This is a genomic window from Flavobacterium sp. AJR (assembly GCF_002156885.1).
GTDB lineage: Bacteria > Bacteroidota > Bacteroidia > Flavobacteriales > Flavobacteriaceae > Flavobacterium.
The window spans coordinates 1-15,956 of record NZ_NCWQ01000054.1 but is presented as its reverse complement, the minus strand read 5'-3'; the positions used below and the strand labels follow the sequence as shown (position 1 = coordinate 15,956).

14 protein-coding genes are annotated in these 15,956 nt (G+C 33.2%); 11 read left to right on the top strand and 3 right to left on the bottom strand.

Features of this window, described 5'->3' with window-relative positions:
* Positions 1-6: 6 nt before the first annotated feature.
* From B8T70_RS14615 to B8T70_RS14580, 9 genes are all read left to right on the top strand, one after another.
* Positions 7-1,710 carry a RagB/SusD family nutrient uptake outer membrane protein gene (locus B8T70_RS14615; protein ID WP_086895314.1) on the top strand — a complete coding sequence of 568 codons (1,704 nt, stop codon included), beginning with the start codon at positions 7-9 and terminating at the stop codon, positions 1,708-1,710.
* 118 nt (positions 1,711-1,828) lie between these two features.
* Positions 1,829-2,764, top strand: a complete 936-nt coding sequence (locus tag B8T70_RS14610) for an alpha/beta hydrolase (protein WP_086895313.1) — start codon at positions 1,829-1,831, stop codon at positions 2,762-2,764.
* An 11-nt stretch (positions 2,765-2,775) separates the two neighbouring features.
* Positions 2,776-3,744 (top strand): DUF4861 family protein, encoded by a 969-nt coding sequence (locus B8T70_RS14605; RefSeq protein WP_086895312.1) that lies wholly within the window; start codon positions 2,776-2,778, stop codon positions 3,742-3,744.
* A 348-nt stretch (positions 3,745-4,092) separates the two neighbouring features.
* Positions 4,093-5,277, top strand: coding sequence for a glycoside hydrolase family 105 protein (locus tag B8T70_RS14600; protein WP_086895311.1), 1,185 nt, complete (start codon positions 4,093-4,095; stop codon positions 5,275-5,277).
* A gap of 21 nt (positions 5,278-5,298) precedes the next feature.
* Positions 5,299-6,522, top strand: coding sequence for a glycoside hydrolase family 105 protein (locus B8T70_RS14595; protein ID WP_086895310.1), 1,224 nt, complete (start codon positions 5,299-5,301; stop codon positions 6,520-6,522).
* Between the two features lie 6 nt (positions 6,523-6,528).
* On the top strand, positions 6,529-7,653 hold the full coding sequence (pelA, locus tag B8T70_RS24250) for a pectate lyase (protein ID WP_242667484.1): 1,125 nt from the start codon (positions 6,529-6,531) through the stop codon (positions 7,651-7,653).
* Positions 7,653-8,525, top strand: coding sequence for a pectinesterase family protein (locus tag B8T70_RS24245; RefSeq protein ID WP_369827402.1), 873 nt, complete (start codon positions 7,653-7,655; stop codon positions 8,523-8,525). The genes pelA and B8T70_RS24245 overlap by 1 nt, the downstream gene beginning before the upstream one ends.
* A gap of 393 nt (positions 8,526-8,918) precedes the next feature.
* Positions 8,919-10,280 carry a glycoside hydrolase family 28 protein gene (locus B8T70_RS14585; protein ID WP_086895309.1) on the top strand — a complete coding sequence of 454 codons (1,362 nt, stop codon included), beginning with the start codon at positions 8,919-8,921 and terminating at the stop codon, positions 10,278-10,280.
* A gap of 435 nt (positions 10,281-10,715) precedes the next feature.
* Positions 10,716-11,462, top strand: a complete 747-nt coding sequence (locus B8T70_RS14580; protein WP_086895308.1) for a rhamnogalacturonan acetylesterase — start codon at positions 10,716-10,718, stop codon at positions 11,460-11,462.
* On the opposite strand, the gene B8T70_RS14575 is transcribed toward B8T70_RS14580, so the two are convergent.
* Positions 11,459-12,145 (bottom strand): VIT family protein, encoded by a 687-nt coding sequence (locus tag B8T70_RS14575; RefSeq protein ID WP_086895307.1) that lies wholly within the window; start codon positions 12,143-12,145, stop codon positions 11,459-11,461. The genes B8T70_RS14580 and B8T70_RS14575 overlap by 4 nt on opposite strands.
* Before the next feature lie 5 nt (positions 12,146-12,150).
* Positions 12,151-12,555: a hypothetical protein gene (locus B8T70_RS14570; RefSeq protein WP_039115615.1), complete on the bottom strand. Its 405-nt coding sequence runs from the start codon at positions 12,553-12,555 to the stop codon at positions 12,151-12,153.
* Positions 12,556-12,875: 320 nt separating this feature from the next.
* Here B8T70_RS14570 and B8T70_RS14565 point away from each other — a divergent pair, with 320 nt between their 5' ends.
* Together B8T70_RS14565 and B8T70_RS14560 are read left to right on the top strand one after the other, a co-directional pair.
* Positions 12,876-13,328: an Hsp20/alpha crystallin family protein gene (locus B8T70_RS14565; protein ID WP_086895306.1), complete on the top strand. Its 453-nt coding sequence runs from the start codon at positions 12,876-12,878 to the stop codon at positions 13,326-13,328.
* A gap of 247 nt (positions 13,329-13,575) precedes the next feature.
* Positions 13,576-13,971, top strand: a complete 396-nt coding sequence (locus tag B8T70_RS14560) for a DoxX family protein (RefSeq protein ID WP_039115611.1) — start codon at positions 13,576-13,578, stop codon at positions 13,969-13,971.
* Between the two features lie 95 nt (positions 13,972-14,066).
* On the opposite strand, the gene B8T70_RS14555 is transcribed toward B8T70_RS14560, so the two are convergent.
* A complete protein-coding gene (locus tag B8T70_RS14555; protein ID WP_086895305.1) occupies positions 14,067-15,845 on the bottom strand; it encodes an ABC transporter ATP-binding protein in 1,779 nt (592 codons plus the stop codon).
* Between the last annotated feature and the right edge of the window lie 111 nt (positions 15,846-15,956).

Genomic DNA, 15,956 nt, shown 5'->3' with positions numbered 1-15,956 from the left:
AGAAAGATGAAAAAAATAATAGTAATTATAGGAATACTAGTAACGACACTAAACTCTTGCTCGGATTATATCGATGAAGATAATCGTTCCTATGGTTCGGCAGAGCAATATTTTATTACCGCACCAGGATTTGAATCATTGGTAAATACAAACTACGCAGCCTTAAAAGATGTTTATGGAGGAGATCCATGGTTGTTTGAGGCAGGAACAGATATGTACTCTGAAGGAAGAAATCAAGAACCAGAAGGATTAGCTAAATATTTAACCCTTTCTTCTTCTTCGCAAGGAGTAGATCAATTGTATAGAACGTGTTATTCATCTATTCAGCAAGCCAATAAAGGATTGTATTATTCAGGAATAACCGAAAAATCAAGCACATTAGATACAAGAATAGGAGAGCTTAAATTTTTAAGAGCAAATGCATATTTCTTATTAGTTCAAACGTATGGAGGAGTTCCGGTAGTATTAGAAAATATCAATACAGCAGTTACTTCATTTGACAGAAATACGGCAGAACAAGTATATACTCAAATTATAAAAGATCTTGATGAAGCACTTCCGCTAGTAGCTGACGGAGCATATACAGGAAGAGTAAATAAAAGAGCCGTTCAGAATTTATTAGCAAAAGTATATCTTACAAGAGGGTACGAAACTTTCGGAAACGCAACAGATTTTGCAACAGCGGCAGCCTTGGCAGATAAAGTAATTAATGGTCAGGCATTAGCCGTGTCATTTGATAACGTAGTAAAACCAGGAAACGAAATGAATGCCGAAACAATCTTTTCGGTTCAATTCTCAATTGCTTCAAATGCTACAGGAACAACATCATTAGGAAGTTCACAAAACTATTGGTTTAGTTCTTATTTAGGAGCAGCTGCATCAGGAAACCCATATCCTAACAGAAGTTACACACTTTGTCCTACAGTTTATGCTTTATCATTATTTGAAAAAGGAGACAAACGTTGGGAAGGAACATTCATGACCGAAATCTATAGCAGATATTATGATTATTATGATGTAGCCGATAAAACAGCATTAAAAATTGCTCATTTTTACGAGCCAAAATGGTTTACACAAGCCGATAGAGATGCATATATAGCAGCACATAAAGATTTAGGAAAAGTAGTTGCACCAGCAACAACGCCTACAGGATACCATATTTGGGGATCATATTCTTCAGCTGCAGCAGCAGGAGGAGATTATAACCTTATTCCGGTTCGTAAATTTGATGATCCCAAAGCACCATATAGTGGCGCAACAAGTGTAAACTTTAATACAACGCCATATACAGTTGCAACTAACAGAAGTAGTACCCGTGATTTTATCATAGCCAGACTTGGGGAAACATACTTAATTGCTGCCGAAGCTTATTTTAAAGCAGGAGACTCACCAACAGCTTTAACACGTTTAAACGAAGTAAGAAAAAGAGCTGGAGGAGGTGTAGCAGGAGTAATACCAGTACTAACAACAATAGATATTAATACAATATTAGACGAAAGAGGAAGAGAATTATTAGGTGAATATCACCGTTGGTTCGACTTAAAACGAACAGGAACATTAGTACAAAGAACCGTTTTATTTAATCCTAAAGTAACAAGTGCAAATGCTTTTAATGGACAAAATGGAAATCTTAAAGTTTTAAGACCAATCCCACAAGCAGCATTAGATTTGAACAGAAATAATGATTTTCCTCAAAATCCAGCATATTAAGAAGTGTTAGTAATTAGTAATTCCATAATTTTTTAAAATTATTGTTTTTTGAGTTAGTTAAAAAGGAGTTTGATTATATGTCGAACTCCTTTCTTAACTAAAAATTATTTTTTTATAGATGATAAGAATATTGCTTTTTTTGTTGCTTTTTTTCAAAACTATTGATGTACAAAGTCAGTATAGCATCGATACATCATATACCGTAAAAAGCACCTATACAAAATTAATTAAGCGATATCCCTCTATAACAATTGCTCAGGCACAAAAGAATAAAGATGTTAACGCAGTTTATGATATAGTTTATAATCAGGAAAAAAGCAGAGAATTACATCTTGATGCTTTTATCAATAAAAAACAAAAATTAAATCCAGCTGTAATCATGATACATGGCGGAGGTTGGAAATCAGGAAATAAAAAACAAATGCAGGTTCTAGGACAGGAAATAGCATTAAAAGGATATTCTTGTTTTGCAATAGAATACAGATTATCGCTTGAAGCGAAATATCCACAGGCAATTTACGATGTAAAAAATGCGATTAAGTTTATAAAAGATAATGCCAAAAGATTCCGAGTGGATCCAAACAAAATAGCTATTTTAGGATGTTCTTCGGGAGGTCAAATGGCTGCTTTGATTGGTACAACAAATGGAGATGTAGCTTATGAAGATGCTTTGTATAAGAGTAAATCATCGGCAGCAGTAAACGCAATTATTGATATAGATGGAATTTTAGCGTTTAAACATCCAGAATCTGAAGAAGGAGAAATGGCAGCTTTATGGTTAAATGGTACTTATGAAGAAAATCCTAAGAATTGGAAAAACGCTTCAGCATTAACGCATACCAATAAAAACACACCACCAATACTGTTTATCAATAGCAGTTTGGATAGATTTCATGCAGGAAGAGACGATATGATAGCCATTTTGAAACAAAATAAGATATATAACGAGGTAAAAACAATAGAGAATTCGCCGCATTCATTTTGGTTTTTTAATCCATGGTTTGACGAAACAGTACAATACACAACACAATTTTTAGCTACAATATTTAAATAAATTAGAATAAAATGAAAACAATAATAACAGTATCGGCAGCATTAATTTTAGGACTTTCAAGTTGTAAAGCACAAAGCAAATACGATATAAAAACAGCAAAAACATATGCCGAAATATCGGTAAAAACAGATGGTAAATGGGAAGGACGCAAGTATATAGGAGGAACAGTTTTTAAGAATGTAGATAAACTAAAATTAGCTCCGGAACATACCGATCATTCATTTGATATTCGTTACGAAGGACCAGGATGGGAAAGTAACAGAATAGGATATCGTTTGTACTTAGACTGGAGAAATGCCATTGATATTTTTGGCAAAAAAACATCAGAAATGATCTTACCAATAGTTGGTCAAGACAATTTTGACTCCTATCACGAAATGAGCGATTGGGGAGCAGATATTTTAAAAGCAGGAAAAGGAATCGGAATAGGTTCTATAGATCGTTATCTGGATAATAAAAAACTACATTTTTATGAAGTCGATTCAACATTGGCGTATGTACAAAATAAGGTAAATGAATCTAAAGTAAAAGTGAATTATTTTGGATGGAAAACAGCATCAGATAAGATTGATTTTACATCAGAATTAACCATTAAACCAGATCAATTATACACGCAGCATACCATTAAAGCGTCTAAAGAAATTCAAGGAATTTGTACTGGAATTGTAAAACAGAAAAATGCTGAATTGCTTAAAAAAGAAAGCAAAAATAAAAAGTGGGCATACCTTGCTACATACGGAACACAATCATTAGTTCCTGATAAATTAGGAATGGCAATTTTTTATGAAACCACTACAATCGAAAATGTAGCCGATACAGATTTAGATTATTTATTGGTTTTTAAACCAACTATAAAAGCAACTTCGTTTTATTTCTTAGGCGCTTGGGAACAAGAAAAAGAGGGTATAAAAAACAAAGAAGAATTTATAAAATACCTTGACGAAAGATTAGAAGTATTGAATAAAAAAGGCAAAATGTAATTTTTGTGCTGATTTAATAGTGAACAAATAATCTATAAAGGAACGCGGATGAAACGGATTTACAAAAAGTAAAGCCGCGGATTAAAAAACGGATTTTTAAAAACAATCATAATTCTGAAGATTCGGGACTGGAGAAAATCCGTTTTTATCCGTGTTTTCGCCTTAGCGAATCCGTTTCATCAGCGTTCCTTTCGCAAAGAGTTAGATAGAATTAAAACGATAAGTTTCACGCAGATTAACACAGATTCTAGCAGATTTAATTATGGATTATTATCTGTGTACATCTGCTTAAATCTTTTTAAAATCTGCGTGAAAGAAAATCAGCTAAAGATTAAAATATAATTATTAATGATTCAGAGTATTTCTAATAAAATTTATTTTTATAAACAGCTAATTATCGTATTGGTGCTGTTTTGCTGTAAAGCAAATGCTCAAGGCAAATGGTCTGAAAAAACCGTGCTTTCGATTATAAACAAATACCCAAAGGCATGGCAGATAGATGGTGCCGAAAAGCCAAAATGGGATTACAAAATAGGATTTGCATTGCTATCTTTTGAAAAATTATATCAAAAGAACCATAATCCAAAGTATCTGGATTATGTAAAAGAATATACAAGTGAGTTAATAGATAGTTCTGGGAATATAACAGGTTATGACGCAAAAGAGAATAATATAGATTATATCAATCCGGGGAAAATGCTTTTTGATTTATACGATTTAACCAAAGAAGAACGCTATCGAAAAGCATTGGTTATTTTGAGGAATCAAATTGAAAATCAACCTAGAAATGCAAGCGGAGGATTTTGGCACAAGCAAATTTATCCTAATCAAATGTGGTTGGATGGTTTATATATGGCAGAACCTTTTTATGCACGATACACGGTTGAGTTTGAAAAGGGAAAAAAGCTAGATGATATAGCCAAACAATTTGAGATAGTCCAAAATCATTTTATCGATAAAAAAACAGGATTGTTATATCACGCTTGGGACGAAAGCAAGCAAATTGCATGGGCGAATCCAGCAACAGGAACATCACCAACAATTTGGTCACGAGGAATGGGGTGGTACATGATGGCATTGGTTGATGCGTTGGATTATTATCCAAAAAACAACCCGAAGAGGAAAGTATTAGTTGGGGATTTAAATCAATTAGCCAAAGCGTTACTTGTTTATAAAGACAAGTCGGAATTATGGTTTCAGGTAACAGATAAACCATTGCTTAAAGATAATTATCTAGAACCATCGGGATCTGCAATGTTTATTTATGCTTTTGCAAAAGGTGTAAATAATGGATATTTACCTTCGGAATATAAAACGATTGCCGAAAAATCATTTGATGGATTTATAAAAGAGTTTGTTAGATTTGGAGAGAACGGAGAATTGAATATAATAAACGTTTCTTCAAATGTAGGTTTAGGAGGAAATCCATTTAGAGATGGATCAAATGAATATTATGTTAACGGAAAAAAGAAAGACAACAGTTCCATAGCTTTAACAGCATTTCTGTTGAGCGCAATAGAGTTGGATAAATAAAAATATAAAGCATATTTTAAAATGAAGAATATTATAAAACGAAATTATTTTGGGTCAATAGCATTAGTTTGTGTAATGACATTAATGAGTTGTAAAACTATTTCTCAAGAGCCTGCAAAAGCTACTGTAGCGATTTCTAAAGATTTAAAATGGTCAGAAAAAATGGCATTATCTATCATGAAATGCCATCCCGAAGCCTATATGATTGATGATTTAAAAGAACCGAAATGGGATTATGTACACGGATTAGTATTAACATCATTTGAAGAATTGTATAAAAAAACAGGCGATGTTAAATATTACAATTACATAAAAAAGTATGTTGATGATTTAGTTCAAGAAGATGGTAGTATTAAAAGCTATAAATTTGAAACCTATAATATAGACATGGTTACGGCTGGTCGTTTATTATTTAATTTATATGATACAACAAAAGATCAAAAATATTTAAAAGCATTAGAACTTTTAAGAAAGCAAATAAAAGAACAACCAAGAACAGCAAGTGGTGGATTCTGGCATAAAAAAATCTATCCAGACCAAATGTGGTTAGACGGATTGTATATGGGAGAACCGTTTTATGCACAATATACAACCCAGTTTGAAAAAGGAGCAGAACTGAATGATATCGCCAAACAGTTTGAATTAATTCAGAAAAACGATTTGGATAAAAAAACAGGATTACTTTTTCATGCTTGGGACGAGAGTAAAAAAATGCCTTGGGCAAATCCTGAAACAGGAACATCGCCTAATTTTTGGTCACGTTCATTAGGTTGGTACGCAATGGCATTAGTCGATGTATTGGATTATTTTCCAAAAGACCACCCGAAACAAAAAGAATTGGTTACGTATTTAAATCAATTAGCAGAGGCTTTGGTGAAATTTCAAGATAAAAAAACAGGACTTTGGTATCAGGTAACCGATATGGGCGATAAAAAAGGAAATTATTTAGAATCATCAGGATCATCAATGTTTATTTATGCTTTTGCGAAAGGAGCAAACAAAGGATATTTGCCAAAAAAATATAAAGACATCGCAAACAAATCTTTTGATGGATTAACCAAACAATTGATAAAAGTTGATGCCGATGGTGAAATTACAATTACTAATGCTTGCGCAGTTGCAGGATTAGGAGGGAAACCATACAGAGACGGTTCTTATGAATATTATATAAACGAAAGAAAAAAAGACAACGATCCTAAAGCAACAGGTCCATTTATCTTGGCAGCATTAGAATTAAACAGATAATTTGAAATGAAACATATTAAAATCATAGTATTAAATCTAATTGCATTATTAGGTTGTAGCATAATGCTGCAAGCACAAAATAATTATAAAAATTGGAGTGATATTATTAGAAAGAGCGATGCGGCTTGGTTTGCAACGCCCGAAGCTCAAACCATTGCCGAGAATGTGTTGCTATACCAACGTAACATTGGTGGTTGGCCAAAGAATATCGAAATGCAGAAACCACTTTCACAAGCTGAAAAGCAAAGTTTAATTGCATTAAAAAGTGACTTACATGATATCACGACCGATAATGGTGCAACGTGCCAGGAAATGCTTTTTCTGGCAAAAATGTACAAGCAAAAACCAGATGAACGTTATAAAAAAGCATTTCTTTTAGGACTTGATTATTTGCTAGAAGCACAATATGATAATGGAGGATGGCCACAATTCTATCCCTTAAAAAAAGGATATTATACCCATATTACCTATAATGACGATTCGATGTTTCATATCTTATCAATATTAAAACAAATCGGAGAAACTTCAGATTATAGCGGCATTCCTATTTCACAAGATTATGTTGCTAAAGCTAAAGTTGCTTTTGATAAAGGAATAACTTGTATTATAAAAACACAGTACAAACAAAACGGAGTCTTAACAGCTTGGTGTGCACAACATGACGAAAATACTTTGGCTCCAGCCAAAGCAAGAGCTTACGAATTACCGTCTTTAAGCGGAAAAGAATCGGCTAAAATAGTATTGTTATTAATGTCTATAGATAATCCGTCACCAGAAGTAATTACAGCAGTAAAAAGCGCCTGTACATGGTTTGAAAAAACTAAAATCACCAATCTCGAAGAAGAACGAATCCTAAATGATGCAGGAAAAATTATCGATAAAAAAATGATTCCTGCAACAAATGCTTCACCAATTTGGGCAAGGTTTATGGAGCTAGACAACAACGAACCATTTTTTTGTGATAGAGATGGAGTAAAAAAGAAATCTCTGGACGAAATAGGAGGAGAACGCAAAAATGGCTACGCTTGGTACACAGATGAACCAAAAGAACCTTTAAAAAAATACCCAAGTTGGGAGAAAAAATACGCTTTTGAAAAAAGCGAAAAAAAAAAGCTGAATCCGAAAACGTAATTACCGTTGCGCAAGATGGATCAGGAGATTTTAAGTTAATTCAGGATGCGATAAATGCGACTAAAGCTTTTCCGTATGAGAATGTAACGATTCATATTAAAAACGGAACGTATTATGAAAAAATACGAATCCCAGAATTCAATAACAATATTTCGTTAATTGGTGAGAGTAAAGAAAAGACGATCATTACCTACGATGATTATTTTGGTAAGATGAATTTAGGCAGGAATAGTACTTTTTATACCTACACAATGCTGGTAGAAGGGAATGATTTTTCGGCATCTAATTTAACGATTCAAAATTCATCAGGAGATATAGGACAAGCAGTTGCTTTATCAATTATGGGAGATAATGCCTATATTTTTAATTGTAATATATTAGGAAACCAAGATACATTATATGCCTCGGGAAACAACTCCAGGCAGTATTTTAAAGATTGTTATATCGAAGGGACAACCGATTTTATTTTTGGAAAATCCACCGTATTATTCGAGAATTGCCAAATTCATAGTCTCAAGAATTCTTATATAACAGCAGCATCAACACCCGTAGGCAAAGAATTTGGGTTTGTCTTTAAAAACTGTAACCTTACAGCCGATAAAAATGCAACACAAGTATACTTGGGGAGACCATGGCGTATTTATGCTAAAACCGTTTTTATAGAATGCAAAATGGGAAATCATATAGTGCCACAAGGTTGGGAAAACTGGTCTAAACCCGAAGCCGAAAAAACAGCTTTTTATGCCGAATACAATTGTAGTGGTGAAGGATTTAAACCAAAGGAAAGAGTTAAATGGTCGAATCAATTAACTAAAAAAGAGGCTAAGAAATACACAGTTGAGAATGTTTTTTCTAAGGTTCAAAGGGACTGAGGTTCAGAGTGACAAAGGTTCAAAGGCACAAAGGTTTTCCTGTAGAGGTGTACCGCAGTGCGTCTAGAGGTTCAGAGGTTTTTTTTCCATAATATAACCTCAATCTTGTCTTTCTGACGCAGGAAGAACCTCCGCGAGTAGCTTGACAATTTAAGACAAGTTTGTGTTAGTTACTTGAGGAGACCCTTCGTTCCTCAGGGTGCAAGATTGGGGAGAGAAAGGGGCAAATAAACAAAGTAACAAAAGCCCTGAGAAACAAAGGTTCAAAGGTTTTCTGTAGAGACGCACCGAAGTGTGTCTACGCAATAAAGGTTCAAATCTAATAATCCAAAAGTCTAACAATCTAAGAAGTCTAACATTCTAAGTAGTCTAAAAATCTAAGAAGTCTAAATTATGAAATACAGCTTTCTTTTTTTACTATTAATATCATTCAATTGTTTTGCGCAAACGGTTGATTTTCCGACAAGCAAAGTCGATTCCATTGTTAGCAGAATTAAATTACCAGTAATTCCGTCGTATCAAATAAATGTTGTGAGGCTTGGCGCCAAAGGAGATTCTGTGAGTGATAGCAAACCTGCTTTTGATAAAGCAATGGCATTGTGCAAGAAAAATAAAGGCGGAACTATTATAGTTCCGAAAGGAATTTATAAACTCAATGGACCAATACATTTTGTGAGTAATGTAAGGTTAGTGATAGAAAAAGATGCTAAAATTAAATTTAGTGACAATCCTAATCATTATTTACCATTGGTGCTTACAAGTTGGGAAGGAACAATGCTTTATAATTATAGTCCATTAATATATGCGTATGGATGTACGGATATTGCTATTACAGGCGAAGGAACAATTGATGGCGAAGGTGGAAATACGTGGCGTAGTTTTAAAGCCAAAGAAGGAGCAGGTAAAAAATTAAGCCGCGAAATGAATCATAATAATGTTCCATTAAAAGATAGAAAATTCGGTGATGGATATTTTTTAAGACCGCAGATGATTCAGTTTTTCAATTGTAAAAATATTTTGGTTGAGAAAATCAGAATCGAAAATTCACCATTTTGGTGTTTACATTTATTAAAATCCGAAAGTATAACTGTTAGAGATGTAAGCTATAAATCTTTGAACCATAACAACGACGGAATCGATCCTGAATATGCCAAAGATGTTTTGATAGAACGAATAACATTTAATAACGGCGATGATAATATTGCTATTAAAGCAGGTAGAGATCATGAGGGAAGAGCAAATTCGGATACACCAAGTGAGAATATTGTAATTAGGGATTGTAATTTTAAAGGACTTCATGGTGTAGTTTTAGGAAGTGAAATGTCGGCAGGAATTAAAAATGTGTTTGTCGAGAATTGCAAAACGATAGGTTACTTAAAAAGAGGAATTTATTTAAAAACAAATGCCGATAGAGGAGGTTATATAAAAAACGTTTTTGTTCGAAATATCCAATTAGACGAAGTTGAAGATTGCTTGTATATTACAGCCAATTATCATGGAGAAGGAAGCGGTTTCCCATCTGAAATTTCAGATATTTCATTCTCTAATATTTCGTGTAATAAAGTAACGGGTACAGGAATTGTAATTCAGGGATTTCCAGAGAAAAAAGTCAAGAATATCACATTGGATAACATCGAAATCAAATCGGCTAAGAATGCCATTTCGAATAGTAATGCCGAAAATGTTACGATGAGTGAGGTTTTTATCGGAGAGAAAGCAACTGTGCCTACGGCGGTTTCTTTAGGAAGGCTCTAAGGTTCAAAGAAGCAAAGGAACAAAGGTTTAAAGGATCGAAGTTTTTCTGTAGAGACGCACCGCAGTGCGTCTACGCAATATTAGGTTTATCCATAAAGTAACCCCAAACTTGTCTTTCTGACGCAGGAAGACACGAGCAATAGCGAACTGGCGAAGCAATCTCCGCGAGTAGCTCGACAATTTAAGACAAGCTTATGTTAGTTTCTTGTGGAGACCCTTCGTTCCTCAGGGAGACAAGATTGGGGAAAGAAAGGAACAAAGGAAGAAAGGAACAAAGTTTTTCTGTAGAGACGTACCGCAGTGCGTCTACATAATATAGGCTTACCATAATGCGATCATATTTTGTTGCAGATATATAATGTATAAAAAAAATAAAAATCTAAGAAGTCTAGAATCTAACATTCTAAGAAGTCTAAAAATAAAGAAGTCTAAAAAATGAAATATTACCTATTAATCATATTGCTTATTACCCTTAATGTTTCTGCACAAAAAACAACTTTGTATTGCATTGGAGATTCTACTATGGCGAATAAAAAAGATCCAGAGCGAAATCCAGAGCATGGTTGGTGTCAGGTATTGCAGCCATTTTTTAATGAGAGTATTATTGTTGAGAATAAAGCCGTAAACGGACGAAGTACAAAAAGTTTTATTGATGAAAAACTATGGGAAACAGTATATAAATCACTTAAGAAAGGAGATTATATTTTTATTCAGTTTGGACATAACGATGAAAAAATAGCTGATTCTCTTAGATATACTAATCCACATACGGCGTATCGACACAATCTAATTCGTTTTGTGACAGAAAGTAGAGAAAAAGGGGCAATTCCGATTCTGTTTTCGTCTATTGCCAGAAGAAATTTTAATGAGCAAGGTGTTCTAATTGGTACACATGGAGATTACCCTTTGGAAGCCAGATTGGTTGCTAAGGAATTAAATGTGCCTTTTATCGACTTAGAATATTATACGGAATTATTAGAACAATCTTATGGTCCTGAAAAATCGAAGAAATTACATTTGCATTACAAGGCAGGAGAGATTAGATTTTATCCAGAAGGCAAAGATGATGATACGCATCTATCTTTATTGGGAGCAACCGAAATTGCAAAATTAGCGATGGAACAAATTAAGCTTTCGGATAATCCGTTGCTTAAAAATCTCAAAAAAGGAATTAAGAATTAAATATTTACGCCAAAAAGATAACCAACTAATGCTGATATTCCCATTGCAAAAGTTCCCCAAATAGTAATTCTTAATATTGCTTTAGTAGTATCAGAACCACCAGCTTTGGCGGCTAATGCTCCAGAAAGTGCTAGAAAGATTATGGCAAAAACATATTGATATAGTACAATTTCTTTAAGAGGAGCAAAAATTGAAACAAAGAGCGGTAAAACACCTCCAGCAATAAATGATGCTGCCGATGCAAGAGCAGCTTGTAGAGGTCTTGCCTGAGTGATTTCGTTAATACCTAATTCGTCTCTGGCATGAGTTTCCAGAGCATCGTGAGCAGTTAATTGTTTAGCAACCTCTTTGGCAAGATCAGGAGTTAATCCTCTATTTTGATAGATTTCTGCTAGTTCTTTTAATTCTATCTCAGGCATAGTTTTTAGTGCTATACTTTCTCTTTCTAAATCTGCAGTTTCAATATCAGATTGGGAACTTACCGAAACATACTCACCTGCAGCCATAGACAAAGCACCAGCTACTAAACCAGCTATGGTAGCCAGAATAATAGGTTCACGAGTTGTACTGGCAGCAGCAATACCAATAGCTAAACTTGTGGTTGATAAAATACCATCATTGGCACCAAGAACTGCTGCTCGTAACCATCCACTTCTGTTTATATAATGATGTTCTGCTTCCATGCTATTTAGTTGCCTTTCGGGATAGTTTTGATATATTCTTCCTGTGTTCTTTGAACACCACCAAAACTTTCTTTTAAAGCATTTTTAATTTGCAAATGTGTTTTGTTACTAAATGCTTTTTTCCAATCATTTAAGTCATAAATATGTATCTCTTTTGCATAAACATTTGTAGCAAAGGTAATTCTGGATATTGAATATTTGTAAGATTTTAGTTCGTGCGATACTTGACGGTTTGGGACAATGATTAGAATTGTTTCCCAGTCAAGGTAATTTTTCGGGATATCTTCGCGTGAGGTAAGACCTAATGCATTAAAAAGAAGCTTTATTTTTTCATCATTAAGCTTATTTAATTTTTTGTCTATTACAGAGAGTTCCTTACTCAGCAAGGTTTCATTTTCAATAGCACTCATGGTAATAATTTTATAATTAAAGGATAAAATTAGTATTAAAAATTGGCAAAGATCTTTGTTAGTCGGTTAGACTGGTTCTAAATTTTAGAAAGGGATTATTTTAAGAGCTTTTAGGTCGGTAGGATTGGGGTAAATAGATAGTTACTGTCATTTTGTTAGTGTTAATAGTTTATGTTAGGATTTTTTATGTCAATACTTCATTTATTTATGAAAAAATGACAGGTTTTATGGTTTGGTATTTATTTTGTTATATGCATGATGTTGATCAACATTTTTAATAATTATTAAATTATTTGTATAACTATTAAAAGTAAATCATCATGTTAAGTATCAGAAATAACGGAAACAATACACAATCATTTCCATCACTATTAGACGATTTTTTTGGACGTGAACTTTTTAACTGGGAAAACAGCAATTTTTCATCTACAAGTACAACCATACCATCAATAAATGTTAAAGAAACAGATGAAAATTTTGAAGTAGAAGTTGCTGCACCAGGAATGGATAAAAAGGATTTTAATGTTACTCTTAACGATAATTTATTAACGATATCTTCTGTTAAACAGAATGAGAAAGAAACAGTTGAAGATAATTATACTCGAAAAGAATTTAGTTATCAATCATTCCAGAGAAGTTTTGAATTACCAAACAATATAGTTGACGAAGAAAAAATAAAAGCACATTACGATAACGGACTTTTACACCTTGTTATTCCTAAAAAAGAAGAAGCAAAGGAAAGTAAATCTCCACGAGTAATTGAAATTAGTTAATACTAAATTCGGTCACTCAAAAACAATTACATTTAGTTTTTTTTAATAGGGGTCGTCTCAATATGAGACGGCTCTTATTTTTTTATATAATAGCTTAATTTTAAGGAAAGTATTCCTCTTAGACTTGTAAGAATTTCAGTAAGCCCTTGTCCTTTGATTTTAATTCACTAAATTTAAGTGTTCTTTAATTTATTCAAAGATTTATTCCAAAATAAAACGATTATCAATTTAACTAATACTTTTTACTATGAATTATATCCCTTTAATCGGCAGAATCTTATTTAGTACAATTTTTATGTATTCTTCTATCGCAAATTTTTCAGATTATTTTGTTTATGAAGCTACGGCAAAAGGAATACCATGTTCTTATATTTTGGTTCCTTTGGTAGGGATTTTTGAATTATTGGGAGGATTAAGTATTTTAACGGGGTTCATGGCCAAATGGGGTTCATGGTTGATAATTCTTATTCTGTTACCAGTAACATTTGTAATGCATGATTTCTGGAATATTGAAGATCCAGTTCATCATCAATTGGTTCTTATGACTTTTATGAGAAACCTTTCTATTATTGGGGCAGCATTAATGATTTCTTTTTTTGGAGCTGGGCCTTATAGTTTTGATGAATATAAAGCTAGGAAATAAGATTGTACTCAAAAGTTAACTATATAAGTAATGTAAGTTCATTTAAGTTTTATGCTTATGTTTTCTTAGATTACTTATATGGTTAAAATATTTTTTCAATTGGTTTTATTCTGTTTTTTTGATGGAGCTAAATCGTCTTTACGTTCACCTATTTGCTGTCTCCACATAGCATAATACAATCCTTTTCTTTCTACAAGCTCATTATGATTTCCTTGTTCAATAATTTTCCCACGTTCGAGTACAAATATAGTATCGGCATGCATTATGGTCGATAATCGGTGAGCAATGAGAATGGTAATTTGCTGTTTGTCTGCAGATATTTCTCTAACCGTTTGTGTAATTTGAGATTCAGTAAGAGAATCTAACGCCGAAGTTGCTTCATCAAATATTAATATCTTTGGTTTACGTAATAAAGCTCTGGCTATAGAGAGTCGTTGTTTCTCGCCACCCGAAAGTTTTTTTCCACCTTCGCCAAGAACAGTATCAAGACCTTTCCCAGAATTAATTATAATAGGAGTTGCAGATGCTTTCTCTATTGCCGAAAGCATTTCTTCGTCTGTAGCATCGGGTTTAACAAATAGTAGATTCTCACGAATAGATCCAGAGAATAGTTGGGTATCTTGCGTTACAAACCCCATTTGTCTGCGAACACGATTGTATCGTAAATCTTTAATAGATATATCATCATAAAGAATATCGCCTTCTACAGGACGATATAAACCGACCAATAGTTTTACAAGAGTTGATTTCCCTGAACCAGATGGCCCTACAAATGCAATATTATCACCTAGTTTAGCTTTAAATGAAATATTCTGAATCGCGTTATAGCTAGCGTTTTTATGCTTGAAAACGACATCATTAAAATGTAATTGGCTAATTGCACCCACTTCTACAGGATCTTCAGGACTATATTCTGGTTGCTTTTGCATTAGCTCATTAAAAAGAAATAAAGCAGTTTCGGCCTCGCGGTAGGATATTATAATGCTGCCAAGATCTTGTAACGGACTTATAATTCCGGAGGATATAAACTGCATAGAAATAAGTTCGCCAGGAGATAAAACGTTTTTAAAAATAAGCCATAACAGTATAAATAGAATGGACTGTTTTAGGAAAATCAGAATGCTGCCTTGAAGAAAAGTTAGAGTTCGCATTTTCTTGACCTTTTCCATTTCTAGATCATATATTTCCTGAGTATGAACTTTTAAACGTCTAATTTCAGGATAAGTAAGACCTAGACTTTTTACAAGTTCTATGTTTCGTAAACTTTCCGTTATAGTACCACTCATTTGTCGGTTTTGTCGAATAAGCGAACGTTGTAATGTTTTTATCGAACGGCTTAAAATACTTGTCAATCCGCCAAGGACAACTACACCAATAAAAAATACAGGAATAAGTGCCCAATGTTTCGTAATAGCATACCACATTAAAAAACCGATGCCTACTACCGATGTAAATAGGATGTTTATAAAAGACGAAATAAATTTCTCGGTATCCGTACGTACTTTTTGTAATACCGATAAAATTTCTCCGCTGCTTTGGTCTTCAAATTCCTGAAAAGGTAATCTTAGTGTTTGTCTCAAGCCATCATTAAAAATTTGCATTCCAAATTTTTGCACAATCATTCGTAATACATAATCTTTGAACGAAAGGAACAAACGTGCTGCAAGGGCTACGATAACAGCTATTATTAATAATTTTATAACACCTTCTTCTTTGCTAGTGTTGCCTTGTTTATTGTTTAAGGCATAATCATCGATGATTTTTCCAAAAATAATTGGATCATAAAGTGAGAGTATTTGCGATATCCCAGCAAAAAATAAAACAAGTACAATAAGCCAACTATACGGTTTAAGGTATTTCCAGAATAAAATCATATGAATCTTAATTGAAATGAATACACAGCTATAACTAGCAAAAGAATTATAAAGATATTAAATAAAGAAATGAATAATTGTGATTTATAAATTCAATTTTTTTAGCAGGTT

What these genes read in the sequence shown, in the direction of transcription:
- B8T70_RS14555 (WP_086895305.1), bottom strand. Translation starts at nt 15,845, where the DNA reads ATGATTTTATTCTGGAAATACCTTAAACCGTATAGTTGGCTTATTGTA.
- B8T70_RS14575 (WP_086895307.1), bottom strand. Translation starts at nt 12,145, where the DNA reads ATGGAAGCAGAACATCATTATATAAACAGAAGTGGATGGTTACGAGCA.
- B8T70_RS14585 (WP_086895309.1), top strand. Translation starts at nt 8,919, where the DNA reads ATGAAATACAGCTTTCTTTTTTTACTATTAATATCATTCAATTGTTTT.
- pelA (WP_242667484.1), top strand. Translation starts at nt 6,529, where the DNA reads ATGAAACATATTAAAATCATAGTATTAAATCTAATTGCATTATTAGGT.
- B8T70_RS14580 (WP_086895308.1), top strand. Translation starts at nt 10,716, where the DNA reads ATGAAATATTACCTATTAATCATATTGCTTATTACCCTTAATGTTTCT.
- B8T70_RS14595 (WP_086895310.1), top strand. Translation starts at nt 5,299, where the DNA reads ATGAAGAATATTATAAAACGAAATTATTTTGGGTCAATAGCATTAGTT.
- B8T70_RS14605 (WP_086895312.1), top strand. Translation starts at nt 2,776, where the DNA reads ATGAAAACAATAATAACAGTATCGGCAGCATTAATTTTAGGACTTTCA.
- B8T70_RS14610 (WP_086895313.1), top strand. Translation starts at nt 1,829, where the DNA reads ATGATAAGAATATTGCTTTTTTTGTTGCTTTTTTTCAAAACTATTGAT.
- B8T70_RS14565 (WP_086895306.1), top strand. Translation starts at nt 12,876, where the DNA reads ATGTTAAGTATCAGAAATAACGGAAACAATACACAATCATTTCCATCA.
- B8T70_RS14615 (WP_086895314.1), top strand. Translation starts at nt 7, where the DNA reads ATGAAAAAAATAATAGTAATTATAGGAATACTAGTAACGACACTAAAC.
- B8T70_RS14570 (WP_039115615.1), bottom strand. Translation starts at nt 12,555, where the DNA reads ATGAGTGCTATTGAAAATGAAACCTTGCTGAGTAAGGAACTCTCTGTA.
- B8T70_RS14560 (WP_039115611.1), top strand. Translation starts at nt 13,576, where the DNA reads ATGAATTATATCCCTTTAATCGGCAGAATCTTATTTAGTACAATTTTT.
- B8T70_RS14600 (WP_086895311.1), top strand. Translation starts at nt 4,093, where the DNA reads ATGATTCAGAGTATTTCTAATAAAATTTATTTTTATAAACAGCTAATT.